The 23029-nt window shown below is 70.2% G+C and carries 21 protein-coding genes and 1 pseudogene; 4 read left to right on the top strand and 18 right to left on the bottom strand.

Annotated elements, in window-relative coordinates; genetic code table 11:
- Window positions 1–3: 3 nt before the first annotated feature.
- Both AB1046_RS21090 and AB1046_RS21085 read right to left on the bottom strand, forming a co-directional pair.
- Complete coding sequence (locus AB1046_RS21090; RefSeq protein ID WP_369371240.1) at window positions 4–822, bottom strand: hypothetical protein; 819 nt, start codon at window positions 820–822, stop codon at window positions 4–6.
- A 13-nt stretch (window positions 823–835) separates the two neighbouring features.
- A complete protein-coding gene (locus tag AB1046_RS21085) occupies window positions 836–1771 on the bottom strand; it encodes a glycosyltransferase (protein WP_369371239.1) in 936 nt (311 codons plus the stop codon).
- 253 nt (window positions 1772–2024) lie between these two features.
- Between AB1046_RS21085 and AB1046_RS21080 the strand changes: the two genes are divergently transcribed.
- A complete protein-coding gene (locus tag AB1046_RS21080) occupies window positions 2025–2774 on the top strand; it encodes a GntR family transcriptional regulator (protein ID WP_369371238.1) in 750 nt (249 codons plus the stop codon).
- Between the two features lie 4 nt (window positions 2775–2778).
- Here AB1046_RS21080 and AB1046_RS21075 read toward each other — a convergent pair whose 3' ends face one another.
- The 16 genes from AB1046_RS21075 to AB1046_RS21000 form a co-directional block, all read right to left on the bottom strand.
- Window positions 2779–4086, bottom strand: coding sequence for a CynX/NimT family MFS transporter (locus AB1046_RS21075; protein WP_369371237.1), 1308 nt, complete (start codon window positions 4084–4086; stop codon window positions 2779–2781).
- 11 nt (window positions 4087–4097) lie between these two features.
- A complete protein-coding gene (locus tag AB1046_RS21070) occupies window positions 4098–5468 on the bottom strand; it encodes an amidase (protein ID WP_369375789.1) in 1371 nt (456 codons plus the stop codon).
- Between the two features lie 106 nt (window positions 5469–5574).
- The gene (locus AB1046_RS21065) at window positions 5575–5808 is read right to left on the bottom strand and encodes a hypothetical protein (protein ID WP_369371236.1); all 234 of its coding nucleotides are present in this window, start codon (window positions 5806–5808) and stop codon (window positions 5575–5577) included.
- Window positions 5805–6842, bottom strand: a complete 1038-nt coding sequence (locus tag AB1046_RS21060) for an ABC transporter substrate-binding protein (protein ID WP_369371235.1) — start codon at window positions 6840–6842, stop codon at window positions 5805–5807. Before AB1046_RS21060 ends, AB1046_RS21065 begins: the two co-directional genes overlap by 4 nt.
- 5 nt (window positions 6843–6847) lie before the next feature.
- Window positions 6848–7696, bottom strand: a complete 849-nt coding sequence (locus tag AB1046_RS21055; protein ID WP_369371234.1) for an ABC transporter permease — start codon at window positions 7694–7696, stop codon at window positions 6848–6850.
- 23 nt (window positions 7697–7719) lie between these two features.
- Window positions 7720–8499, bottom strand: a complete 780-nt coding sequence (locus tag AB1046_RS21050) for an ABC transporter ATP-binding protein (protein WP_369371233.1) — start codon at window positions 8497–8499, stop codon at window positions 7720–7722.
- Window positions 8500–8743: 244 nt separating this feature from the next.
- The gene (locus AB1046_RS21045) at window positions 8744–9928 is read right to left on the bottom strand and encodes a fumarylacetoacetate hydrolase family protein (protein WP_369371232.1); all 1185 of its coding nucleotides are present in this window, start codon (window positions 9926–9928) and stop codon (window positions 8744–8746) included.
- Window positions 9929–9971: 43 nt separating this feature from the next.
- On the bottom strand, window positions 9972–10838 hold the full coding sequence (locus tag AB1046_RS21040; RefSeq protein ID WP_369371231.1) for an SMP-30/gluconolactonase/LRE family protein: 867 nt from the start codon (window positions 10836–10838) through the stop codon (window positions 9972–9974).
- Window positions 10831–12015, bottom strand: coding sequence for a cellulase-like family protein (locus AB1046_RS21035; RefSeq protein WP_369371230.1), 1185 nt, complete (start codon window positions 12013–12015; stop codon window positions 10831–10833). Before AB1046_RS21035 ends, AB1046_RS21040 begins: the two co-directional genes overlap by 8 nt.
- Before the next feature lie 41 nt (window positions 12016–12056).
- Entirely contained in the window at window positions 12057–13214 is a 1158-nt protein-coding gene (gene dgoD, locus AB1046_RS21030) for a galactonate dehydratase (protein WP_369371229.1), read from the bottom strand.
- Entirely contained in the window at window positions 13198–14247 is a 1050-nt protein-coding gene (locus AB1046_RS21025) for an alcohol dehydrogenase catalytic domain-containing protein (protein ID WP_369371228.1), read from the bottom strand. The genes dgoD and AB1046_RS21025 overlap by 17 nt, the downstream gene beginning before the upstream one ends.
- Window positions 14248–14334: 87 nt before the next feature.
- Window positions 14335–16569, bottom strand: coding sequence for a beta-glucosidase (locus tag AB1046_RS21020; protein WP_369371227.1), 2235 nt, complete (start codon window positions 16567–16569; stop codon window positions 14335–14337).
- A 49-nt stretch (window positions 16570–16618) separates the two neighbouring features.
- A complete protein-coding gene (locus AB1046_RS21015; RefSeq protein WP_369371226.1) occupies window positions 16619–17554 on the bottom strand; it encodes a carbohydrate ABC transporter permease in 936 nt (311 codons plus the stop codon).
- Window positions 17554–18501 carry a carbohydrate ABC transporter permease gene (locus AB1046_RS21010; protein ID WP_369371225.1) on the bottom strand — a complete coding sequence of 316 codons (948 nt, stop codon included), beginning with the start codon at window positions 18499–18501 and terminating at the stop codon, window positions 17554–17556. The genes AB1046_RS21015 and AB1046_RS21010 overlap by 1 nt, the downstream gene beginning before the upstream one ends.
- A 72-nt stretch (window positions 18502–18573) precedes the next feature.
- Entirely contained in the window at window positions 18574–19725 is a 1152-nt protein-coding gene (locus tag AB1046_RS21005; protein ID WP_369371224.1) for an ABC transporter substrate-binding protein, read from the bottom strand.
- 233 nt (window positions 19726–19958) lie between these two features.
- Window positions 19959–20957, bottom strand: coding sequence for a LacI family DNA-binding transcriptional regulator (locus tag AB1046_RS21000; protein WP_369371223.1), 999 nt, complete (start codon window positions 20955–20957; stop codon window positions 19959–19961).
- 100 nt (window positions 20958–21057) lie between these two features.
- Here AB1046_RS21000 and AB1046_RS20995 point away from each other — a divergent pair.
- From AB1046_RS20995 to AB1046_RS20985, 3 genes and pseudogenes are all read left to right on the top strand, one after another.
- Window positions 21058–21411: pseudogene (locus AB1046_RS20995) on the top strand (Gfo/Idh/MocA family protein); the annotation flags it as partial.
- Window positions 21412–21445: 34 nt separating this feature from the next.
- Entirely contained in the window at window positions 21446–22168 is a 723-nt protein-coding gene (locus tag AB1046_RS20990; RefSeq protein WP_369371222.1) for a Gfo/Idh/MocA family oxidoreductase, read from the top strand.
- A complete protein-coding gene (locus AB1046_RS20985) occupies window positions 22165–23013 on the top strand; it encodes a sugar phosphate isomerase/epimerase family protein (RefSeq protein WP_369371221.1) in 849 nt (282 codons plus the stop codon). Before AB1046_RS20990 ends, AB1046_RS20985 begins: the two co-directional genes overlap by 4 nt.
- The last annotated feature ends 16 nt before the right edge of the window (window positions 23014–23029 follow it).

Raw genomic sequence — 23029 nt, 5'->3', positions numbered from 1 at the left:
GACTCACACAGTGCGGTCGCGGCGCTCCACGTAGTCGTTCCAGGTGCGTGCGGCGTCGACCATCTTGGCGTTCCACGGCTGCGGGTCCCCGTCGAGGATGTGCTTCCAGAGGCGCAGGTAAGCCTGCGCGAAGTGCGGCGCCGCGATCGGGGGCGCCGTGGCCCAGGCAGGGAGCTCGACCCGCGCCCACTCGTCGGCGGCCGCGGGTGTGTGGCCGGCCTCGATGAGCCGCACCACGAGAGTGGCGATGTCGGCCCAGGCGGGGCCGCGCGTCGGCCAGGCCCAGTCGACGACGTACGTCGTCCCGTCGCCGATGAGCACGTTGTCGGTGCCCCAGTCGGTGTGCATGAGGTCGTCCCCGGCCAGCAGCGAGACGTCGACGCCGTCGCCGTCGAAGTCCGCGAGCCGCTTCTCGAGGTGGAGCATGTGTGGCACGTCCGGGCACGGGATCTGGTTCACCCGCCGTACGGCGTCGGCCAGGAGGGGAAAGTCGGGCGACCCGGGCCGGTAGTCGGCGTGGCGCCCGGCCACGTGCTCGTAGCCGAGGAGCGACCACCCACCGGCCTCCGTCTGCCACAGCAGGCGGGGCGCCACGGCGGTGACGTACGGGTTGACCTCGACGTCGCGCTGCTGCTCCTGGACCTGGGCATGGTCGAGCGCGATGCCCTTGACGAACACGCGGCCGCCGTCGGTGTGCAGCGTGGCGGCGATGGCCGAGTTGATGCCCGCACCGGCCGTCTCGGCCCGGGTCACGGTCCCGAAACGCGCCTCGACGGCGTCGCGGGCCGCTGCGGGCAGGTCATGGAAGGAGATACGAGACATCGACATCGCTACGTCAGGCTCCGGTTCCGAGGTGGTCGGGCAGGCTGGTCAGCGCTCGCTCAAGGATGCGCGCTTCGAACTCCTGGGGATCGTCGACGCCGGGTGCGTACCGCGCCATCAGGCGGTGCGTCTGATCGAACCACGCCTCCAGCGCGGCACGGGCGTTCGGATCGAAGCGTCCGTCGCCGACGGCGCTACTGATCAGCAGGTCGAGCTCGGTGCGCATCAGGTCCGGCTTGGGCCGCTGGGGGTTGACCCAGTCGCCGGCCAGGACGGGCCTCAGCCGCTGTGCCGCACGGTTCCAGTGCAGGAGCAGGGCGAGGTCGACGGTGAAGTCGTCGGGCAGTTCGGCCGGCCAGAGGTGGCGCAGCGCGGCCCGCTGCCCGGACCAGGGCGTGTTGCCGACCTTGGGCAGCAGCTCGGGGTAGAGCCGACCCGCGAGCGGCGCGAAGAACCCGCACATCCAGAGCTGCGGGTACAGGGGGCGCCAGTACAGGTCGGTGATCGTGGCATCGGCAAGGCCTTCGAGGATGGGCCCGACGAGCAGTTCGACCAGCGGCGGGTCCCCGTAGTAGCGCACGTCGCCGTCGACGGCGCACACCACCCCGCCGTCGGCCAGGTCGACTCCGGCCTTGAGCGCCGCGCCCTTGCCGATCGGCGCGTCGACCACCCGGGCGCCGGCCAGCCGCGCGTTCTCGGCGGTCTTGTCCGTGCACCCGCTGGCAGCCACGATCACCTCGCCCTCGACGCCGAGGCGGTCCAGGCTCGCGAACGCCTCGGTGACGACGGCCGCGATCGTCGGCTCCTCGTTGTGCGCGGGGATCACGACGCTGACCGACAGGTCGAGGCGCTGCACGGTCGTCTCGGGGCGGAGATCGAGGCCGAGGTGCGGGTCGATCTCCGGGCGGGCGTCGTCGTGTGCGGCGGGCTCGCCCTGGTGGATCTGCATACGCTCCTCGGCCTCCGGCCAGATCAATGGGGGCGTGCCAGCTGCCTCGTCCCGGATCACGGCGTCGAAGTCAATAAAAGCAGGTGCCGAGGTGGGGATCCATCGGTTAACCGTGTTGCGGATCCCCTCGCGCGCTCCGGCCAGGTCGTGACCTGGCGGCCCGGGTTCGGGACAAGCCTTAGTACGATGTCGCCCCTCAGCACGATGTCGCCGTAGCCGGCTCGCAAGGAGGAGCGGCTGCCAAGGAGGATCTGTGCCCGTCATCGACTATCTGGGCAGACGCCACCACCGGGCACGCCTCGTGCGCGACGTGCTCAGGTCCGACATCATCGTCGGGGCCTGGGCCGACCGGCTGCTACCCAGCGAGGACGAGCTGGCCAAGCAGTTCGACGTGGGGCGCAACGTCATCCGCGCCTCCCTGAACATGCTCGTCCAGGAGAACCTGCTTCGGCGTATCCCTGGTCGCGGAACCCAGGCCACGTCGCACATCGTGGTCCATCAGCTGAACACGCTGCGAGCGATCGCGGAGGGCGACGAGGCCGGCGCGGACCTTCCCGTGTACGAGCAGCTGCACTGGGGCCCCGTCAGCGCGACGGCGCCCGTCGCGAAACGGCTCGGCGTCCCGGCCGGCACCGAGATCCTGCTGTGGGAACGGCTCACGCGCGGCCAGGTTCCCATGGTGCTGTGGTCCTCGTTCATCCGTTCCGACCTGGGGCTCAGCGCTCCGGACCCGCACGGCCCGGCGCAGCGCGAGGGCACCTTCGCCTTCTTCGAGTCGTTCGGCCTGGACGTGGGTCGCGCCATCGTGCACACAGGCGCCGCCCAGGCCGACGAAGCGGTCGCGGAGCTGCTCGAGGTCGCGCCAGGCACGACGCTGCTCGTGCACGTACGCCAGACGCTGCTGCGCGACGGCACACCGATCGAGGTGGCCACGGGCTACCACCGCCCGGACCAGATGGTGTTCGTCAACAGCTTCGAGCGCGTCAAGCCACCGGCGAGCTGAGACCCTACGGCTCCTTCGTCCCGCCCGGATCGGCCGCCGCCATGACCGGTCGCAGGCCGCGGACGGCGAGCAGTCCCGCCGTCGCGAGCGCCATGGTGGCGGCGAGCACCATGAGCAGCGGCACGGTCCAGCCTCCCGACCGATCGAGCACGAGGCCCATCAGGGTCGGTCCGGTGGCCCCGATGCCGTAGCCGATGCTCTGGATCGTCGCGGACGATCGCGCGGACCGGGCGGCGGAGTCGGCGGTCCAGACGACGACCACGAAGACCAGGGTGAACACGCCGCCCTGTGCCACGCCGCCCGCGGCGAGCCACAGGGGCCAGAGCTCGGGGTCGAGGAGGAGGCCTGCCGGGACTGCGACCCAGCACAGCGCGAGCAGGCTCATGGGTACCCAGGGCGGCAGGCGCCGGCTGAGCAGCGGCACACCGAGACCACCGACGACCGCGAACACCTGGAAGAGGGCTGCGCCGGCGCCGGACTGGGCCGGAGGCAGTCCTACGAGGTCGGTGAGCAGCTCCGGCAGCCAGGCGGTCACGGCGTAGTAGGCGAATGCCTGCGCGCCGAAGGTGACCGTGAGCAGTGGCACCCGCCAGGTCGTGGCGCGATCGACGCGGGCACGCCGAGCGGTCGGTGCACCGGGCCCGCCGGTCGGTGCACCGGGCCCGCCGGGCTGCGGGTGCTCGGGTGATGCCGCCGGAACCGGACGGACGGCACGGCGGGGGCCGACGGCCAGGACCCAGACGAGGCCCGCCGCGAGCGCGAGGACTGTCCAGACGAGCAGGCCGAGCTGCCAGCCGAGGCGGTCCGCGACCGGCACGGTGCCGACGAGCGTCAGGAGAGTGCCGATGTTGATGGCCACCGTGTACAGGCCGGTGACCGTCGCCCGGCGTTCGGGCGGGTGGTCCCGGTGGATGAGCATGGGCACCACCAGGTTGCCCAGGGTTATGGCGGCACCGATCACCACGGTTCCGGCCAGCACCATCGCGGCGCTGCCGATCGACCGGACCCCGGTCCCGGCGACGACGCCCATCAGCGTCAAACCGAATGCCAGGTCGGGTCCGATCCGGGCGAGCAGCCACGCCGCCCCTGGGGTGAGCAGGGCGAACGCGAGCACGGGCAGCGCCGTGACGCTGCCCGCCACGAACGCGGTGAGCCCGTTCTCCTCGATGATGCGCCCGAGCACGGCTGACACGGCCACGATCGGCGCGCGCAGGTTCATCGCGAGCAGCAGCATGCCGGTCAGGAGCAGTACGGCCCGGGCCCGGCCCGGCCGCGGACGAAGCGTCGGCACCCGGGTTGCTGCCGGCGCCACGCTTGGTGCCATCAGCGTGCGGCGATCAGGGCGGGCAGCTGCGTGTGGAACGCGGTGTGGCGCTGGAAGCCATAGGCCGCGCGGAACAGGGTTGCCTCCTGGAACGGCGCCGCCATGAGCTGCATGCCCACGGGCAGGCCCAGCTCGTCGAAGCCGCACGGCACGCTGATGGCGGGCATGCCGGTCATGCTGGGCAGGGCCGTGTACTTCATGTTGCCCACCAGCGTGTCCTCGTGCCCGCCGTCGACGGGTACGAGGTGCTCGCCGATCAGCGGCGCGGTGAACGGGATGGTCGGCGTCGCGATGAGGTCCACGTCCTGGAACCGCGCGGCGACGACGCCGCGCAGGTGGGTCCGGTAGCGCTGCGCCTGGATGTACTCGAGGGCGCTGAACAAGGCACCGGCCTGCAGGAGCGTGCGCACGTCCAGCCCGTAGTCGTCCGGGCGAGTGGTGAGCCAGGGCAGGTGGATCGCTGTCGGTTCGCAGGCGTCGATGATGACCTGCGCGTCGACGACGGGCTCGAGCTCGGGCAGGGAGATGGTCTCGATCCGGCAGCCGAGCGCCTCGAACGTACGCAGGGCGTGCCGGAACGCCGCCTCCACTCCTGGTTGCAACCCCTGCAGCGAGTAGTCGTCGACCACGGCGATCCGCAGGCCGTCGAGGGGACGCTCGATACCGGCGAGGAAGTCCTCGACGGGGACGTCCCTGGTCGTGGGGTCCGCCGGGTCGTACCCGGCGATGCTCTGCAGCACGAGCGCACAGTCCAGCGCGGACGGCGCGATCGGCCCGACGGTGTCCATCGACCAGGCCAACGGCAGCACACCGGCGTTGCTCACCCGGCCGATCGTCGGTCGGATGCCCGTGACGCCGTTCATCGAGGCGGGCAGCCGGACGGAGCCGCCGGTATCTGTGCCGAGGGCGGCGAAGACACTGCGGGTGGCCGCGGCGGCTCCTGAGCCGCCACTCGACCCGGCAGGGATCCGTTCGAGGTCCCAGGGGTTGCGGCAGGCACCGTAGTGCGGGTTGTCGGTCGTGCCACCCCACGCGAACTCGTGCATGTTCGTGGTGCCCACCATCAGCCCACCGGCACGCTTCAGCCGGCCGACGACGGCGGCGTCCTGGTCCGGGTGGTGCTCGGCAAGGATCCGGCTGCCGGACGACGAGCGCACACCCGAGATGTCGATGTTCGCCTTGACCGCGAGCGGGATCCCGTGGAGCGGCCCGAGGTCCACTCCGTCGTCGAGCAGGCGCTGGTACGCCTCCGCGAGGCGCAGCGCCCGTGCGGTGTCCAGCTCCAGAAAGGCGTTCACCACCGCGGTGTCCTCGATCCTCGCCACCGACGCGGCGGCGAGCTCGGGTACGGAGACCTCGCGGTTCCGCAGGAGCCGGCCTCGGCGATGCCGAGCGACAACAGCCCGCCACCTGACGCGTGGCCTGCTCGCACCGGCTCGGACGCCTCGGATGCCTCGGACGTCTCAGGTGCGGAGGTCATTGCTCGCCTCCCCGTCCGGGCTCACGTGCGGATCCGCTCCGGCCCGAGCCGAGGTGGTGGTCGAACGTCGTGACACCCGGCGTGCTCAGGGGCACGTTGTGGCGCACCCAGGCGTCGAGCCGGTCGGCCCGCTCCCGCCAGTCGGCGAGCACCGGGGCCAGGCGTTCGGCGTCGCCCTCCAGGAGCGGCAGCCCCGGGAGGCGCTCGTCGGCGGATGGTTCGCGAGTCATTGCGCGTCGACCCAGGCGGCGGCGTTCTGGGCGAGCTCGGAGTTCACGTTCGCCTCGTAGGAGGTCGAGTCCGAGGGGTAGTCGACGATATTTCCGGCGAACTCGGCGATCTCCAGGTTGTGGTCCCATGCCTCCTGGGTGACCAGGACGTTCTCCGGGTAGCCCCGGGCGTCGATCTCGTTCTGCACCGACTGCGCGACGACCTGGCGGGACAGGTCGGGGAAGTACTCCATGGCGATGTCGACCGTTCCCTCGAAGTCCGAGTAGATGTAGCGCGATGCCTGCTCGAGCGCGGTGACCACACCCTGTGCCGCGTCGGGGTGCTCGTCGAGGTAGCGCTGCGTCGTGGTCAGGCTGGAGAACGCGAAGGGGTACCAGTCCGGGTTGGCGGAGAAGGAGTACACCGAGTGCAGTCCCATCTCCGTGACCGCCTGGCTCACCTGCGGGTCCACCGCGAGGGCGTAGTCCGCCTGGCCGCTCTCGACGGCCGCGAGCTCGTTGCCGATCGCCACGTTGACGATGTCCACGTCCTGCAGGTCGTTCTGCTCGATGAGGTAGGTCATGAACGCCCAGGTGGTATCCGGCTCCGGGCTGGTGACGACACGCTTGCCCTCGAGGAAGGACAGGTCCTCCTGTAGCGGGGTGCCGTCGCTGCCGATGATGAAGACCGTCGGCGCGTCCTGGATGGCAGCGACGACCACTCCCTCGCCGCCGTTCTCGTGCGACTTCGGTACGAACACCGGGTCCTGGATGGAGAAGTCGGCGGAGCCGCCGATCACGGCCGCCCACGACTGGGTACCGCCACCGCCCGTCGACATCTCCATGTTGACGCCCTGCTCCTCGAAGTAGCCCTGTTCCTCGGCGACGTACAGGGGCAGGTAGAGAAGGGACTGGAACGCCTGGTTGATGCGGACGGTGGTGGTTCCGGAGGAGTCCTCGGAGGCCGCCGTGCTGGTGGCGCAGGCCGAGAGGCCGACCACGACGGTGACGGTGGTAGCTGCGGCGAGCGCTCGCTGGAGCGGGGAGTGACGCATGGTTGTCAGGACCTTTCCCAGTTCAGGATGAGCCGCTCAAGGGCCGAGACGGCAAGGGTGAGAACGAGCACCATCACCATCACCACGGCGACTCCGGCGAGCACGATGTTGACGCTGAAGTTGGAGCTACCGAGCAGGATCATGTGTCCCACGCCGGCGTCCGAGGTGATGTACTCGCCGACGATCGCGCCGACGATCGCGAAGCCGACGTTCAGCTTCAGACCCGAGACCACCCAGGTCATCGCCGACGGCACCACGAGCTTGAGGAACGTCTGGGTGCGCGACGCGCCGAACGAGCGCATCAGGTTCAGGAGGTCGGTGTCGGTGCGCTGTGCGCCTCGATACGACGAGGTGAGCGACACGACCACGCAGGAGAACGCGACGATGACAACCTTGGAGGTGATCTCGGTGCCGAACCAGATGATGGTCATGGGCGCGATGGCCAGGACCGGGATGGCACCGATCGCCGCGATGAACGGGGCGGTGAGGTCGGCGACCCACTTGGAGTACCAGAGCAGCAGCCCGAGCACCGAGCCGCCGACCGCGCCGACGACGAAGCCGAGCAGGACCTCAAGGGTGGTCGTGCCGATGTCGACGAACAGCTCGCCGGACACGATGCGCAGCCGCAGCACCTCCCAGATCATGCTCGGGCTGGCGAAGAGGAACCGGCTCACGGCTCCGGTGTTCGCGCCGATCTCCCACGCCGCGAGCAGGACCACGACGATCGATACCTGCGTGGCATGGAGGACGATGCGCCGGCGTGCGGGCGAGGCGGGTCGGGCGGCAGGTGCGGCACCTGTCCGGACCGGCTTCCGGTCGGTGTGCGGCACAGCGACCTGTGCGATGGCGGTCATGTCGTCTCCAGTTCTCGTCGCGCTCATGCGGCTGCTGGGAGCTGGCCGATGCTGCGCCAGATCAGCTCGTAGTAGTCGTTGAAGCGCGGCGACAGCCTGCGTTCGTTGATGTCGGTGCTGTCCGTGCCGAGGTCGACCTGGATCTCCTGGACGATCTGACCGGGGCGGGCCTTCATCACGTAGACGCGGTCCGACATCGTGACGGCTTCCTCGATGTCGTGGGTGACGAAGATGACCGTCTTGTCCGCGGCGCGCGCGGTCTGGAGCAGCTCGCTCTCCAGGGCGATCTTCAGCGGGTAGTCCAGCGCCTTGTACGCCTCGTCCATCAGGATGATGTCCGGGTCCAGGACCATGGTGCGCATGAGCGCGGCACGCTGTTTCATGCCGCCGGAGAGCGAGGCGGGGTACTTGTCCTCGAAGCCGGTGAGGTTGTAGGTCTCGAAGAGGCGCGCGGCCCTGAGCCGTGCCTCGCGCTTCTTGACCCCGTTGACCTCGAGACCGAGGATCACGTTCTCCATCACGGTGCGCCAGGGAAAGAGCAGGTCCTTCTGCAGCACGTATCCGATCGACGGCGAGGTCCTGCCGGTGGTGTCCTCCCCGTGCACCCGGATGGTCCCGGTGCTCGGGGCGAGCAGGCCGGTGATCACGTTGAAGAGCGTCGACTTGCCGCAGCCGCTGGGCCCGACGAAGGAGACGAGCTCACCCCGGTCGGCGTGGAAGGCCAGGTCGTCGAGCACCGTGAGCGGGCCGTCGGTCGTGTAGTAGGTCTTGCCGATCCCGGTCGCCTCGAGTGCGCTCGTCATGTTGGGATTCCCTCCGGAGTGCGCTGAGCCACGATCGTTTCCCCCGGGCTTTTCCGAGGCGTGTCACCGCGATTCCTGCAGGGTTAAGCCACCCGGCGCGCCACTCCCCGGCCTCCTGACCAGGGGTTATGCGGCGAGGGCGTGAGCAACGCCACCTACTCCCATGGACCGGGCGGCCACCGAGCGCGAGACAGAAGCACACAAAACACCGTTGCCACCGCTGCGGCAGTCGGCCGCGAGCGGGTCAGCGCTCCGCGTGCTGCGCGGCGAGGTCGGCGATCAGGTCGGCGATCCCGTAGGTCCACGGCGGGAGGCTCTCGCTGTGCGCCACCCGGTTCACCAGCGTGCCGAGGCGCGGAGCGCTGATCCGCACGATGTCGCCCAGGTGATGCGTGAAGCCTTGGCCGGGCCCGTCGCGGTCGGCCGTCGGAGCAAAAAGGGTCCCGAGATACAGCACAAATCCGTCGGGATACTGATGGTGCGGGCCCAGCGTCTGTGCCACCAGGCTCTCCGGATCGCGGCTGATGAGGCCCAGGTCCGAGGTGCCGTCCAGCACAAAGCCGTCCGCACCCTCGATGCGCAGAACCACCTGCGCCGAGCGAACGTGCTCGATGGTGAATCGGTCGTCAAAGAGCCGAACGAACGGCCCCAGCGCCGCGGAGGCGTTGTTGTCCTTCGCGCGGGGCAGCAGCAGTGCGCTCCGGCCCTCGACATCGCGGAGGTTGACGTCGTTGCCGAGGGTCGCGCCCACGATCCGGCCCTGCGAGGCGACGACGAGCACGACCTCCGGTTCCGGGTTGTTCCAGGCGGAGATCTCGCTCACGCCGACATCGACCGCGGTGCCGACCGTGGACAGCACGGGCGCTTTCGTGAACACCTCGGCGTCCGGGCCGATGCCGACCTCGAGGTACTGGCTCCACAGTCCCTGCTCCTGGAGGTAGTGCTTCAGCCGCGCCGCCTCCTCGGACCCGGGAACCAGGGACTGCAGGTCGTCACCGAGCACCGCTGCGATCGTGGCCCGGTTCTCCTCCGCTCGGGAGGAGTCGCCGCCGGCGCGCTCCTCGATCACCCGCTCGATCATCGAGACGGGGAACGTGACTCCGGCCGCCTTCACGACATGCAGGTCGATCGGGCTGAGCAGCCACGGCGCTGTCCGGTCCCGATGCTCGGGCACGGTGTTCGCGAGCAGCGCGTCGACAGATCCGAGCACCGGACCGGCCGCTGCGCGGAGGGCGGTAGCGGGGTCGGCGTTCTCGGTGAGCGCACGTGCCGTCGGAAACGCGTCCGACACGTCCACGATCTCTCCCCCGCGGACCGTGACGACCCGAGGGCCCCTGCCCGGAACGTGCACTCGACCGAACAGCGCGGCGTCGGCGGCATCCGTGGGCAGCGCCGCTGCGGCACCGCCCGTCCAGTCGGGGGTGGTCATGTGGTCTCCCTGGGGTCTCTGAGCGGATGGTGGCGGAGTGCGATCAGCCGGCGAAAGCGTGCACGCGGGCGCCGCGCGCACCGTGTCCGATGATCTCGAACACTGCGCCCGCATCAGGCTCGGGGTCAACGAGCGCATACCGGGAGGTCGTGCAGATCAGGCGATCCCGCTCTTCGCCCACGAAGGCGAGGGCGGTCGGTTGCCGCACCGGTGTCTCGATGACCGCGTCGAGCCGGCCGTCGGAGTCGTAGCGGTGCACCCGACCGCGACCGAACAGGGCGACCCAGACACCATTCTGTGTGTCGACGGCAAGGCCGTCCGCTCCCCCCTCGTCGACACGCGCCCATGGACGTCGACGGGCCAGGCCAGAAGCGGGCGACCAGTCGAACACGTCGATCGTGCCCGTCGCGGTGTCGACGTAGAAGGCCGACTCCCCCGTCTCCGTCCAGCCGAGCCCGTTCGAGATCGTGACGTCTTCGATCACCGTCGCCCGTCCGCCGTCGGGCGCGACGCGCACCACCGACCCGCGCCTGGCCGCGCCGTCCCAGGCCATGGAACCGAGAAAGAGAGCGCCGTCGGGCGCGCAGGCGCCCTCGTTGGCCCGCACGTCCTCGTCGCTCCAGAGCTGCGGCCCCGGTCGCAGCGGCGCGTGCAGGTCGTCGGCGTCCGCGTAGGCCAGGCCGTGCCTGGTCGCGACCACCCAGCCGCCCGCACGGCGCGGCCGCACCAGCGCCGCGACGGACGCGTCGACGTTCCGGCGGTCGACGCCGCCGTCCGGCCGCAGCTCCAGCACGTCGCCGCGCAGCATGTCGACGAAGCGCGGCCCCGCCCAACCCGGCGCCCACGCGGGGCCTTCACCGTGGGTCGCGACGCTCTCGGTGAGCCGGACCACGTGCATGCGCTCAGCCACCGGCCCTGATCAGGGCGTTCATCCGGCGGTGCCACGCCGCGTCGGCCCAGTTCTTCTCGAAGTGCGGCTCGGCGAAGTTCGACGTGCAGATGCCCTCCCACCCCAGCTCCAGCGCGATCGGGATCACCGCCTCCGCAACGGCCCGCACGTAGTCCCAGGCGTGCCGCCCGCTGGGCGCGGTGAAGTCGTCGAGCAGGATGTGCGACCACCCCTCGGTGGTCCACAACGGTTTCCCGTCGCGGCGGGAAACCTCCGCCCACCGCGTCATCTCCTCGCGGAGCCGGCCGTGCCAGCGCTCAGGGTCGGTCCAGTAGACCTCGTCGAGGCTGTCGACCTGCTTCTGCCACGCGCCGGGGAATCCGTGCTCCTCGAGCGCGAAGTTGGTCAGCGCCGCGAACTCGGCGACGTTGCTCGACAACCAGATGTGCGTGTCGATCAGGTCGAGCGCCGAGTAGTCGAGGTCAAAGAGGGAATCGCTCACCGGAGCGACCGAGACCGTGTACCGCAGCCCCGGCCAGGTGGCCCTGAGCTCGGCGACCCCGGCGAAGGTCTTCTCGATCTCGGCGCGCTGCGCCGGCGACCAGACCCAGCCGCCTTCGACGGCCTGGCCGGGGACGGTCGGCTCAGCGGCCTGGCCGGGGACGCTCGGCTCCGTGCCCTCCGGGCGCCCGAAGATCCGCTCGTGCATCCGCGGGAGCCAGTCGTCGAGCGGGAACTCGTTGCACAGGTCGACGTACTCGATCGTGTCGAGCAGCCCGCGCCGGTCGAGCGACTCCAGCGTCTCCCGCCAGACCCGCACGAGGTCGCCGGTGTCGCCGATCTGCAGCCGGCGGTGCTCGTCGTCGTCGTTGAACCAGCTCGAGAGGCCGACCGAGACGCCGCGATCCCGGCACGCGGCCACGAACTCGGCGAGGGACGCGGCCGGATCGACCACCTCGATCTTCCGCCCGTGCGGACCCCACATGAAGTGGTCGGGCTGCGGATGTACCCAGAAGCGATCGGAGCGCACGCCGTTCTGATCCGCCGCGATCAGGTGCGGGAACGCGTCGATGCGGACGACGTCGTAGCCGCGGTCGACGAGCTCGTCCAGCACTCGGTGCATGTCGGCGTACTCCCGCTGGTCCCCTGACCGACGCAGGAGCCACGAGAACTCCCACATGGTGACTGCCTTGGGCATGGCTGCCTCTCCTTCTGATCGATGGGTAACGATCGGATTCATCAGACGTCGGCGATCGAGCCGTCCGCGCGATACGCCTCGCGCGGAACACTGATGGGGTGGGCCGGCACCGCACGCAGGGCGTCGATGTCGAGGTCGACGCCGAGACCCGGTCGATCCGGGACGACGAGCCGGTCCGGCAGGATCTCCCACGGCTCGTGCACGATCTCGGTCCGCCGCGGCTCGTCGGGGCAGAGCTCAAGGATGCGGAAGTTCGGTACCGCGAGCGCGACGTGCGCGGCGGCAGCCGTCGAGACCGGGCCGGCCGGATTGTGCGGGGCGATGTCGACGCGGTACGTGTCCGCGAGCGCCGCGATCTTCAGGGTCTCGGTGATCCCGCCCGCGTGGCACAGGTCCGGTTGGACGATGTCGACGAGCCCGCTCTCGAGCGGTGCCCGGAACTCGCTGCGGGAGAACAGGCGCTCACCGAAGGCGAGGGAGATGCCGTGCCGGCGCGCTGCCTCGGCGACCGGTGCGATGAGCTCGGGCTGTTCCGGGGCGATCGGCTCCTCGATCCATGACGGACGGTAGTCGGCGATGGCGTTGATGTACCGGATGGCCTCGTCCGGGCGCGCGCGCCCGTGGTTGTCGACGAGGATCTCGATGTCGTCTCCGACCGCGGCGCGGAGCGCGGCGAGCCGTCGGGTGGCGCGGGTGATCCGCTCGCGTTCGGGGAGCGTGCTGTCCGCCACCCAGGCGCCGGTCTTCATCGTCCGGACGCCGGACTCGGCCAGCCGGGTCGCCTCGTCGGCCAGGGCGTCGGCGTCGTAGATCCCGACGTGCCGGTAGGTGGGGACCCACTCGCGAGTGGGTCCGCCGAGCAGCCGGTGCACGGGGACACCGAGGTGCTTGCCGCGGATGTCCCACAGGGCGATGTCGATCGCAGCGACGGCGGTCGAGAGGATCACCCCGCCGCGCCAGAAGCCGTGCCGGGTGGCGCGCTGCCAGACGCTCTCGCTCGCGAGGGCGTCGTGGCCGATCAGCCGGTCGCCGAGCTCGCGCACCGCGGCCTCGACCGTTCGCTCCCACATCTCAGTCGATGCCTCGCCCCAGCCGTGCACTCCGGACCGGGTCTCCACGCGCACGAAGGTCCAGTTCCGCACCCCGCCGAAGGTCGTGAAGACGTCGACACTCGCGATCGGGTCAGCCTCGGCAGTCAACGAGTACCTTCAGCACGTCGCGGCCGGGATCGCCGAGCATCTCGAACCCGCCGGCGACCACCTCGTCGAGGGGGATGCGATGGGTGATGAGGTCGTCGACGAGCACCCTGCCCTCCGCGATCAGGTTCAGCGCCGGCGCCGAGTCCTCGTCCCACAGGTGGGCGGCGGACCCGAGGATGCGCTTCTCGGTCAGCACCAGTGCCGTCGAGTCGAGCCGGTCCGCGTCGGCACGGATGCCGAGCGCGACGATCGTCCCGCCGCGCCGGGTGAGGTCGATCGCGAGCGCGAGCGCCCCGTCCGCGCCGCTGCACTCGAACACGGCGTCGAATCCGGCACGGGGGTCGACGAGAGCCGCCGCCTCGTCCGGTGAGAGACCGCGTGCCACGCCGGAGCGCTCGGCGAGCTCTCGGCGAGACGCCCGGGTGTCGACCACCAGGCCGACCGTCGCCCCGGCCGCCAGGGCAACGCGAGCGACGAGCTGACCGATCGTCCCGCCGCCGACGACGGCCACGCGGGCACCGATGACGGCGTCGAGCTTGCGGATCGCCCGGACCGCGACCGAGGCGGGCTCGACCAGGGCCGCCTGCTGAGCGGTCACGCCGTCGGGCACCACAAGACAGGTCCGGGCGTCCGCGACGGCGTATCGGGCGAGCCCGCCGTCCTCGGTCTGGCCGCGCACCGCGAGCGTCTCGCACAGCCCTTCCTCGTGCCGCAGGCACCACCGGCACTCGCCGCAGCCGAGGACCACGTCCGGGACCACCAGTGTTCCCACCGCCGGCCCGGTGCCGTCGTCGGCCGCCGTGTGCACCCGGCCGACGAACTCGTGGCCCAGGACGATCGGCGCCGCCGACCCGCGGCGCGGATGCGGAGTCACGGGCACCGAGATCGGCCCACTGCGGTACTCCTCGAGGTCGCTGCCGCAGATGCCGCACCACTCGACCGCCAGGACGAGCTCGTGCGGCGCTCGGACGACGGGTACCGGCACGTCCTCGATGCGGACGTCGCCGCGCGCATGCCAGCGCGCGGCACGCATCGTCGCTCCGCTCCTCACGGCACCGCGCGGCGGACGTCGACGCTCGTGACCAGCGGGCGGTCCTGGTCGAGCACAACCGTCGGACCATCAAGCACAACCCGCTCGGAGAGGCCGTCCGCCGCCGCGGTCCCGGCGATCGTGAACGTGAACGCCCCGGGCTCCACCTGCCAGCGCAGCTCGCGCGAGACCAGCGCAAGCCAGCGCCGGCACCTCGAACGAGACCTCGGCCGACTCACCCGCGTCGAGCTCGACCCGCGCCCACCCGATGAGCTGCCGCATCGGCCGGGTGACCGACGCGTACTCGTCCCGCACGTAGAGCTGCACGACGTCGGCACCGGCCCGGTCTCCGGTGTTCGTGACCTGCGCCGTCACCTGCATCGTGCCGGCAGTGGTCCAGGTGTCCGCAGTGACGCTCAGCGCGCTGCGCGCGAACGTCGTGTACGAGAGCCCGTGCCCGAACGGGAACTCCGGTGCGGGATCGATGGCCGAGATCGGCGTGAGCCCGCCGAGCCGCGGCGTGAGGTAGAAGTAGGGATGCGCGCCGGAGCCGAACGGGAGGCTGACGGGCAGGCGGCCACTCGGGTTGATGCGCCCGCTCAGGACGCCGGCCACGGCCGGGCCGCCCTCCTCGCCGGGGAAGAAGGACTGCACGAGGGCCGCCACCCGACCCGACCACCGGCTGAGCGGGTACGGACGGCCGGTGACCAGGACCAGGACTACCGGCGTCCCGGTGGCGAGCACCGCATCCACCAGCTCGCCCTGCCGGCCCGGCAGCACCGGGTTGTCGGTGTCGCTCCCCTCCCCGCTGGTCCCCCTGCCGAAGAGTCCCGCACGATCGCCCACGACGACGATCGCCACGTCGGCCGCAGCCGCGATCTCCGCAGCCTCGGCGATCCCGCGCAGGGCGGACTCCTCGTCCTGCTGATCGGCGCGGACGGTGCAGCCGAACGCATGCCGGACCGTCGAGCCAGGCAGCTCCTGGCGCAGCGCGTCGAGGATGGTCGGCACCGAGATGCCGATGGGTGTGCCCTCGGGGACGTCGACGTGGTTCGTGAAGCTGTAGTTGCCGAGCAGCCCTTCGGCAGAGTCCGCGTTCGGGCCGACGACGGCGACCGTACCGCCGTCGTGCAGCGGCAGGATCCCGGTGTTGGACAACAGCACCACCGACTCCTCGCCGATGCGCCGTGCGATCTCCCGCGCGGCGGGCGGGTCGAGATCGACCTGGGCGGGACGTGGCGCGGCGCTCGTGACGCCGAGCTCGACCTTCTGCCGCAACACGCGCTCAAGGGCGCGGTCCACCAGGGCGATGTCGACCTGGCCCGCCTCGATCAGCTCCTTGAGCGGTTCGAGGTAGGCGTTGCCCGTCGGCAGCTCGACGTCGACACCGGCCCGCAGCGCGAGTGCCGCGGCCTGGGCCGTTCCCTCGGCGATGTCGTGCAACGTGTGCAGGAACGCGACGCCGAAGTAGTCGGCGACGACGGTGCCCTCGAACCCCCACTGGTTGCGCAGCAGCTCCGTCAGCAGCTCGGGGTCGGCCGCCACGGGCGTTCCGTCGATCTCCGCGTAGGAGTGCATCACGGACGCCGGGCGAGCCAGCTTGACCGCCATCTCGAACGGCACGGCGAACTGCTCCAGCACCTCGCGGCGGCCGGCGTGCACGGGGGCGAGGTTGCGGCCGGCCTGCGAGCCGGAGTACGCCAGGAAGTGCTTCAGCGTCGCGCCGACGCCGTTGGACTGCACGCCGCGCACGTAGCTCGTGCCGATCACGCCGACGAGGTACGGGTCCTCCGAGATGCACTCCTCGACCCGGCCCCACCGGTGGTCCCGGACGAGGTCCAGCACCGGCGCGAGGCCGAGGTGGATGCCGAGCTGCTGCATCGACTCGCCGATCAGGCGCCCCATCTGCTCGATGAGCTCGGGGTCCCAGCTCGCGCCCCAGGCGAGCGGCGCGGGATAGGTCGCCGCGCCGTAGAGCTGCAGCCCGGTCAGGATCTCCTCGTGCGCCAGTGCCGGGATCCCGAACCGGCTCTTGTTGATGACCTGCTGCTGGATGCCGTCCAGCGAGGCCGACATGTCCTCGGCCGCGACGACGCGGCTCCCCAGCGGCCGGGTGAGCTGGCCCAGCCCGTGCCCGATGTAGTAGTCCAGATCGCGAACCTTGGAGAGCATCTCGTGCTGCATGGGGGCGACATCGGCCCCGTCGGAGACGTGCAACCAGAGTCCGATCAGCTGCGCGAGCTTCTCGTCGAGCGTCATCTCCGCGATGACCTCGGCGACCTGGTCCTGGTGGGTCAGCGGGCGGTGGACGGCAGAAGTAGTCATGGCTCTCAAGGGGGTTGGAAGGAAGGGGCGGTTCGTGGCGCACGGGGTCTCACCCCTTCACTGCGCCCTCCATGATTCCGGCCACGAGCTGCTTGCCCGCGGCGATGAAGAGCAGGAGAAGGGGGAGGGTGGCGATGACGGACGCCGTCATGACTACCGAGTAGTCGACGCCCATGTAGTCGGTGCGCAGCTGCTGGATGGCGACCTGGGACGTGAAGTTCTCCGGCGAGTTCAGGATGATCAACGGCCAGAGGAAGTCGTTCCATGCACCCATCGCCGCGAACAGCCCGAAGACTGCTACCGAACCGCGGATGTTGGGCAGGACGATCTGCCAGTAGGTCCGGAACGTGCCGCACCCGTCGACCCGCGCCGCCTCGATCAGCTCGTCGGGGATGGCCCCGACGACGACCTGGCGCATCCAGAACACGCCGAAGGCGGAGACCGCACCCGGCACGATGAGCGCCTGCAGGGTGTCGATCCAGTGCAGCTGGGTCATGATCAGGTACATCGGCACGATCCCGAGCTGCGCGGGGATGGCCATCGTCGCGACGACCGCGACGAGCAGCCCCGAGCGTCCGCGGAAGCGCAGCTTGGCGAAGGCGTAGCCCGCCAGGCTGCAGAAGAACATCTGCAGGACGGCGACGGAGACCGCGACGATCGCGCTGTTGAGGATCGATCCGCCGAACGGCACGCGCGCGTTCACCGTCGCCAGGTTCTCGAAGAAGTTGCCGCCGGGGAGGAACACCGGCGGGAAGGCAGACACCGCGGAGGTGTCGTTCGACCCGACGACGAACATCCAGTAGAGCGGAGCGACCGAGCCCAGCACCCCGATCACAAGGATCAGGTAGCCGAAGGAGGACATCCGTCCGCGCGGAGATCGCCGTCGCCGGTCCTTGGAGCGGACGTCGCTGATGCGCGCCGAGCGCGAGGGATACTTCCGCCGGCGGTTGCGCGGCGTGCTCAGATCGGTGTCGGTGGGGGACATCAGGCGCTCCGAACCAGTCGCGCGAGCAGGAAGTTGATCCCCGCGATGACGAGGACGATCAACAGGAGCGCGATGGCGATCGCCGACGCGTACCCGAAGTGGAACGAGTTGAACGCCTGTCCGTAGACCAGGAGCGTCATCGTCAGCCCCTGCCCGTTGTTCCCACCCATCGGGTCGGTGAAGAGCAGGGCTTCGGTGAAGATCTGCATCCCGCCCACCGTCGAGGTGACGACGGAGAACAGGATCGTCGGGCGGATCGACGGCAGGGTGACATGGACGAAGGTCTGCCACCGGTCAGCCCCGTCGATCTCTGCTGACTCGTAGAGGGACGCCGGCACGGCCTGCATGGCCGCGAGGAAGATGAGGGCGTTGAAGCCGGTCCACCGCCAGATGACCATCAGCGAGATGACGAGCTGGGTAGTGAACGGATGCGAGTCCCAGGCGATCGCCGGCAGCCCGAGTAGGTCGAGCACCCACGCGAGCGGGCCGTAGTCCCGCGCGAAGACCGCACCGAAGACGATGGTGGTCGTCACGAGCGGCGTGATGTTCGGCAGGAGGAGGGCCATCCGCCAGAACGTCTTGACCCGAAGGCTGCGGTTGTTCAGCACCGAGGCGATGATCAGGCTGAGGACCAGGCCTGGGATCGTCGACATCAGGAAGATGGAGAACGTGTTGCCGATCGCCTTCCAGAACCGCGGGTCCTCGAGCATGACCCGGTAGTTCTCCAGGCCGATGAACGTCTGCTCCGTCGCGAGCGGCTGCCAGTCGTGCAGCGAGACCCAGCCGGTGAACACGAGCGGGAAGAGCCCGAAGATGCCGAACATGATGAAGAACGGCGCGATGTAGGCGTAGGGCCCGAGCTTCTCGCCGAGGCGCTTCGGCCTTCGGCCTCGTGGCGGCGTGATCGCCGCAGGGACCGGCGGCGAGGAAGTGGATGTCGTAGTCACGTTTGTTCGCTCCGGGATCAGTGCCGGCCACCGCCCGTACGGACGACGGCGGCCGGCGGGGTACCGATCAGATCACTCCGCTTCGCGCTGGGCGTCGGTGACGGCCTGCTCCCAAGCCTCGTCTCCGGTCTGCACCCCTTGTTCGACCCGGCCGACCGCCGACTCGAACTGCTGCTCGATGATTCGCGAGTCCGGCCCGAGCGGGTAGCCGTGCAGGCCCTCGACGCTCCGGATGTAGATCTCACCGACCGGCGCATCACGGAAGAACTCGCTCGTGTAGCCGGTGAGCGCTTCGTCCGTGAACAGCTCCGGCGTCGACGGCAACGCCGAGTCGTCGTTGAAGGTCTTGAGCTGCTGCTCCGGCGCCTGCATCCAGGTGATGAAGTCGTACGCGGCCTGCGCGTTCTCGGAGGCGGCAGGGATCATGAGATACGAGCCGCCGTCGTTGCCCACGGTGCCGGGCAGCGTGGCGATGTCCCAGTTGCCGGCCGTGTCGGGCGCCTGCTCCTGGATGGTGTTCAGCATCCACGCCGGCGCGGGGAGCGTCGCGTACCCACCGTTGGCCATGCCGGCGAGCCACTCGGGCGACCAGGTCGCGAGGTCGGCCGACAGGCCGCCGTCGACGGCCTCCATCGAGAGGTCCCAGGCTTCCCTGATGGCGGGGTTGGAATCGAAGATCAGCTCGCCGTCCGCGTCGTAGTACTTCTCGTCGGCCTGGTTGGACGCGGCGCGATAGATCGCCTTGCCGGCGTTGACGAACGGCCGGTCCATCGCGGCGACGTACTCCCGCCCGGTGGCGAGGTAGCCCTCCCAGTCCGGCCAGAGCGCGGCGACCTCGTCGCGATCGGTCGGCAGGCCCGCCTCCTCGAACAGGTCGGTGCGATACGCGATCGCCATGCCGCCGACGTCGGTCGGGATCCCGACGACCTCGCCGGTGTCGGCGACGCCGGGGTTCCAGCGCCACTCCAGGAACGACTCCTGCAGATCGGCCGCGCCGAACTCCCGCAGATCGTGGAAGGCCGCGGGCGTCGCCCGGAACTCCCCCATGAAGTCGACGGCGACCTGCGCGATGTCCGGCCCCTGCTGCGCTGCGAGGGCCGTGAGCAGACCCTGGTGGGCCGCGTCGTAGTCGCTGATCTTGCTCTGGATCGTGACGTTGGGATGCAGTTCCTCGTACTCGGCGACACGCTCCTGCGGCAGGTCCGCGAATCCCCAGTACGTCAAGGTGACCGGTCCCCCGTCCGCGCCGGAGTCTCCGCCAGAGGACGAAGCGCAACCGGACAACAGCACGAGGGCAAGTGTCGCGGCACCCGCCAAGGCAACTTTCTTCGGTGCCTTCATGATTGGTGCATTCATGTTGGCGCAACCTCTCGCTATCGAGACGAGCCCATTCTCGTCCCTGCCGGAACCCTCCCAGAGTCCCCCAGCGAAGTCAACAGTCTTTCGCGAAACTTGTGTTAACGTCGCGGCGGCGCAGTGCTCTCCCGGACGACCAGCTCGGTGGCCAGCTCGATCGCCGGCGCGGGTGGACGCCCGCTGAGCAGCCCGATCACGGCAGCGACCGCAAGCCGCGCCATCTGGCCGATCGGTTCCCGGACCGTCGTCAGCGGCGGAGCCGCCCACTGCGCGACGGCGACGTCGTTGAAGCCGATGACACTGAGCTGCTCAGGAATCGACAGGCCCAGGCGCCGCGCCGCCTCGTACGCGCCGAACGCCTGCTCGTCCGACGCCGCGAAGATCGCCGTCGGCCGCCCCTGCCCCGACAGCAGCGCGAGCGCGGCATCTCGCCCCGCCTCGAAGTTGAGGTCCGCGAAGATGATGTGGTCGTCCGGCACGACGACGCCCGCCGCGCCCGCCGCGGCCCGGAACCCGTCCACGCGCGCCCGCGAGAACAGGACGAGCTCCGGCCCCGCGATCATCCCCAGCTCGCGGTGCCCGAGCTCGATCAGATGCTCGGTCGCCACATAGGCTCCCCGCCAGTGGGTGACGCCGATCGTCGGCGCCGAGGTGCGCGGGGACTCCGTCGGGTCGATGACTGCATACGGCGAGCCGAGCCCCGCGAGCCGCCCGGAGATCCGCTCGTCCACAGGGACGGCCGCAAAGATGACACCGTCGGCGTTCCGCGCCGAGAGCATCTCCAGCCAGCGATCGTCCGGCGCTTCCCGCATGCGCGTGACCGTCAGGCCGAACCCCTCGGCATAGGCCGCGTCCTCCACGGCGAGCACCAGCGCGGCCGACCAGGGGCTGCTCATCTCGGCGAGGACAAGCTCGAGCATGTGCGTCGGCGTCGACTTCCGCGGCTCGTAGTCGAGCTCCCGGATCAATGCGTTGACGCGGTCCCTGGTCGCGTCCGACACGCCCGGCTTGGCGTTGATCACCTTGGAGACCGTCGGCACCGACACCCCTGCACGCTGGGCGACCTCCGCGATCGTCACCCGACTCTTGTTTGTGTCCACGCGCCCATTCTGCAGCATCCGCACGAAACCTCATTGACTCGCAGCAGGCAAGTCTCTAGTCTCGGGATGCGAAAGTTTCCCGCAAGAAAGTAGGCGCTCCATGATCAACGTGTTCCTCGTCGGCGCGGGATACATCGCACGCGAGCACGCCGTCGCGCTCTCGTCGCCCCACCTGACCGCGTACGGCAGCACCCTCCATGTGGCCGACCCGAGCGCCTCCGCGCTCGCGGGATTCGCCGAGCAGTTCCCCTCCGCGGTCACGCACGCCTCCGCGGAGGAGATGTTCTCCGCCGCGCCCGACGGCCCCGGGCTGGCGGTCGTGGCAACCCCGCCCGTGACCCACGCCTACCTGGCGCGTCTCGCGCTGGACGCCGGGCTCCACGTGCTGTGCGAGAAGCCGCTCGCGATGACGACTGCCGAGGCCACTGAGCTCGCCGCCCGCGCGGATGCGGCTGGTCTGATCCTCGACTCGTGCGACAGCCGGTTCCGTGACGTGCCGGGCAACCGCCCATGTCCGTGGGATCGTCGAGGCCGGTTCGCTGGGCGCTCTGTATCACGCAACCTTCATCAACACCCTCCGCCGCTCGCGCACCGGCATCGACTGGCTCACCGAGTCGGCGTGGTTCCGCAACCCCAAGATCAGCGGCGGCGGCGTCATGATGGACTGGGGGCCCTACGACATCGCCGTGCTGGACGAGGTGTTCGCACCGGTGCGGGTGACGGTCAACCACGCGTGGACGCGCTCCCCGGTCACCGGCGGGCCGTTCCGCGAGGAGTCGCTGAGCGTCGAGCAGCACGTCGGCGCGAGCATGACGCTCGAGCTGCGTGACGGGACCATGGTGGAGCTCACCTACGAACGCTCGGCCGCGACCCACGGCGAAGAGCTGAGCGTGGTGTCGGTCGACGGCGACCTCGGCTCCGTCACCTGGTCCTGGCTCGACTGGGTGCCGGGCGGCGTCCGCTTCACCGACGCCGATGGCGACGGGTCTCCGCGCACCGTCACGCGGTCCTTCGAGGAACCGCCCATCGGCTTCCACTCCCGCCCGCTCGCGCGGACGCTCGAGGCGATCGCGGAGCACGCGGAGCCGACCGCCATCAACGCGACGTCGCTGTTCACGTTCTCCTGGCTCCGCGCGGTAGTCGAGGCCGCCGACGCCGGCTCGCCGGTCACGGTGAGCCGGCAGGACGCCCGGACGGAGGCAGTCCGTTGACCGCTCTGCAGACCTACGGGATGGACGTAGGGTTCTTCAGCCACACCGGCGCCTACCCGCTGGAGACCCGCTGCGCCATGCTGGCCGACCTCGGCTACGACGCCACGAACCTGACGCTGTGGAGCGAGCCGGCCTGGACGGACCTGCGCAGCCTGTGGCAGGTCGCCGACCGGCACGGGCTCGCGGTCGCATCGATCTACCTCACGATCGACCTGTCGTTGCCGCTGGACCACCCCGAGTCACGTCGTGCCCTCGATGCGATCTCGTCCGCCGGCGAGACCCCGACGGAGATCACGCTCCGCTACTCCGGCGAGGAGCATGCGCCCTCGAAGCCTTCCGGAGACGCCGCGGCGCTCGCCTTCCTCGAGCAGGCCATCAACCGGGCCACCGCGGCGGGCGGCTCGCTGCGCCTCTACCCGCACTTCTCCTTCTGGATGGAACGGGTCGACGACGTCCTGCGCCTCCTCGAGCAGCTCCCTCACCATGCGCTGCGGATGACGTTCCCCGCGTTCCACGTGTACGCGCTGGAGGGCAGCGGATTCGGTGCGGCCCTCGACCGGGCGCGCCCCGTGATCGCGGGGGTGAACACCAACGGTTCGAGGCGGCTGGCCGGCCAGTACTTCCCGGTCACGATCGAACCGGTCGGCGACGGCGACTTCGACAACTTCGCCTTCCTGGGGCGGCTGCGCTCGTTCGGCTACTCCGGTTCGCTCGGCGTGCAGGCCTACGGGGTCGGCGGCGACGCCTACACCCACTTCGCCCGGTCGCGCGCCGCGCTGCGTGAGATCGAGGCGCGCCTGGACGCGCACCCCGAATGGGCGCAGCTGCGGCCCGACACGCTGTAGCTCTCAGTCGCCGTAG

Origin of the sequence: Promicromonospora sp. Populi (assembly GCF_041081105.1) — a bacterium.
In the GTDB taxonomy this organism is placed as follows: Bacteria; Actinomycetota; Actinomycetes; order Actinomycetales; family Cellulomonadaceae; genus Promicromonospora.
Note: the sequence above shows the minus strand (reverse complement) of the source record. Positions and strands in the feature narration are given on the sequence as shown.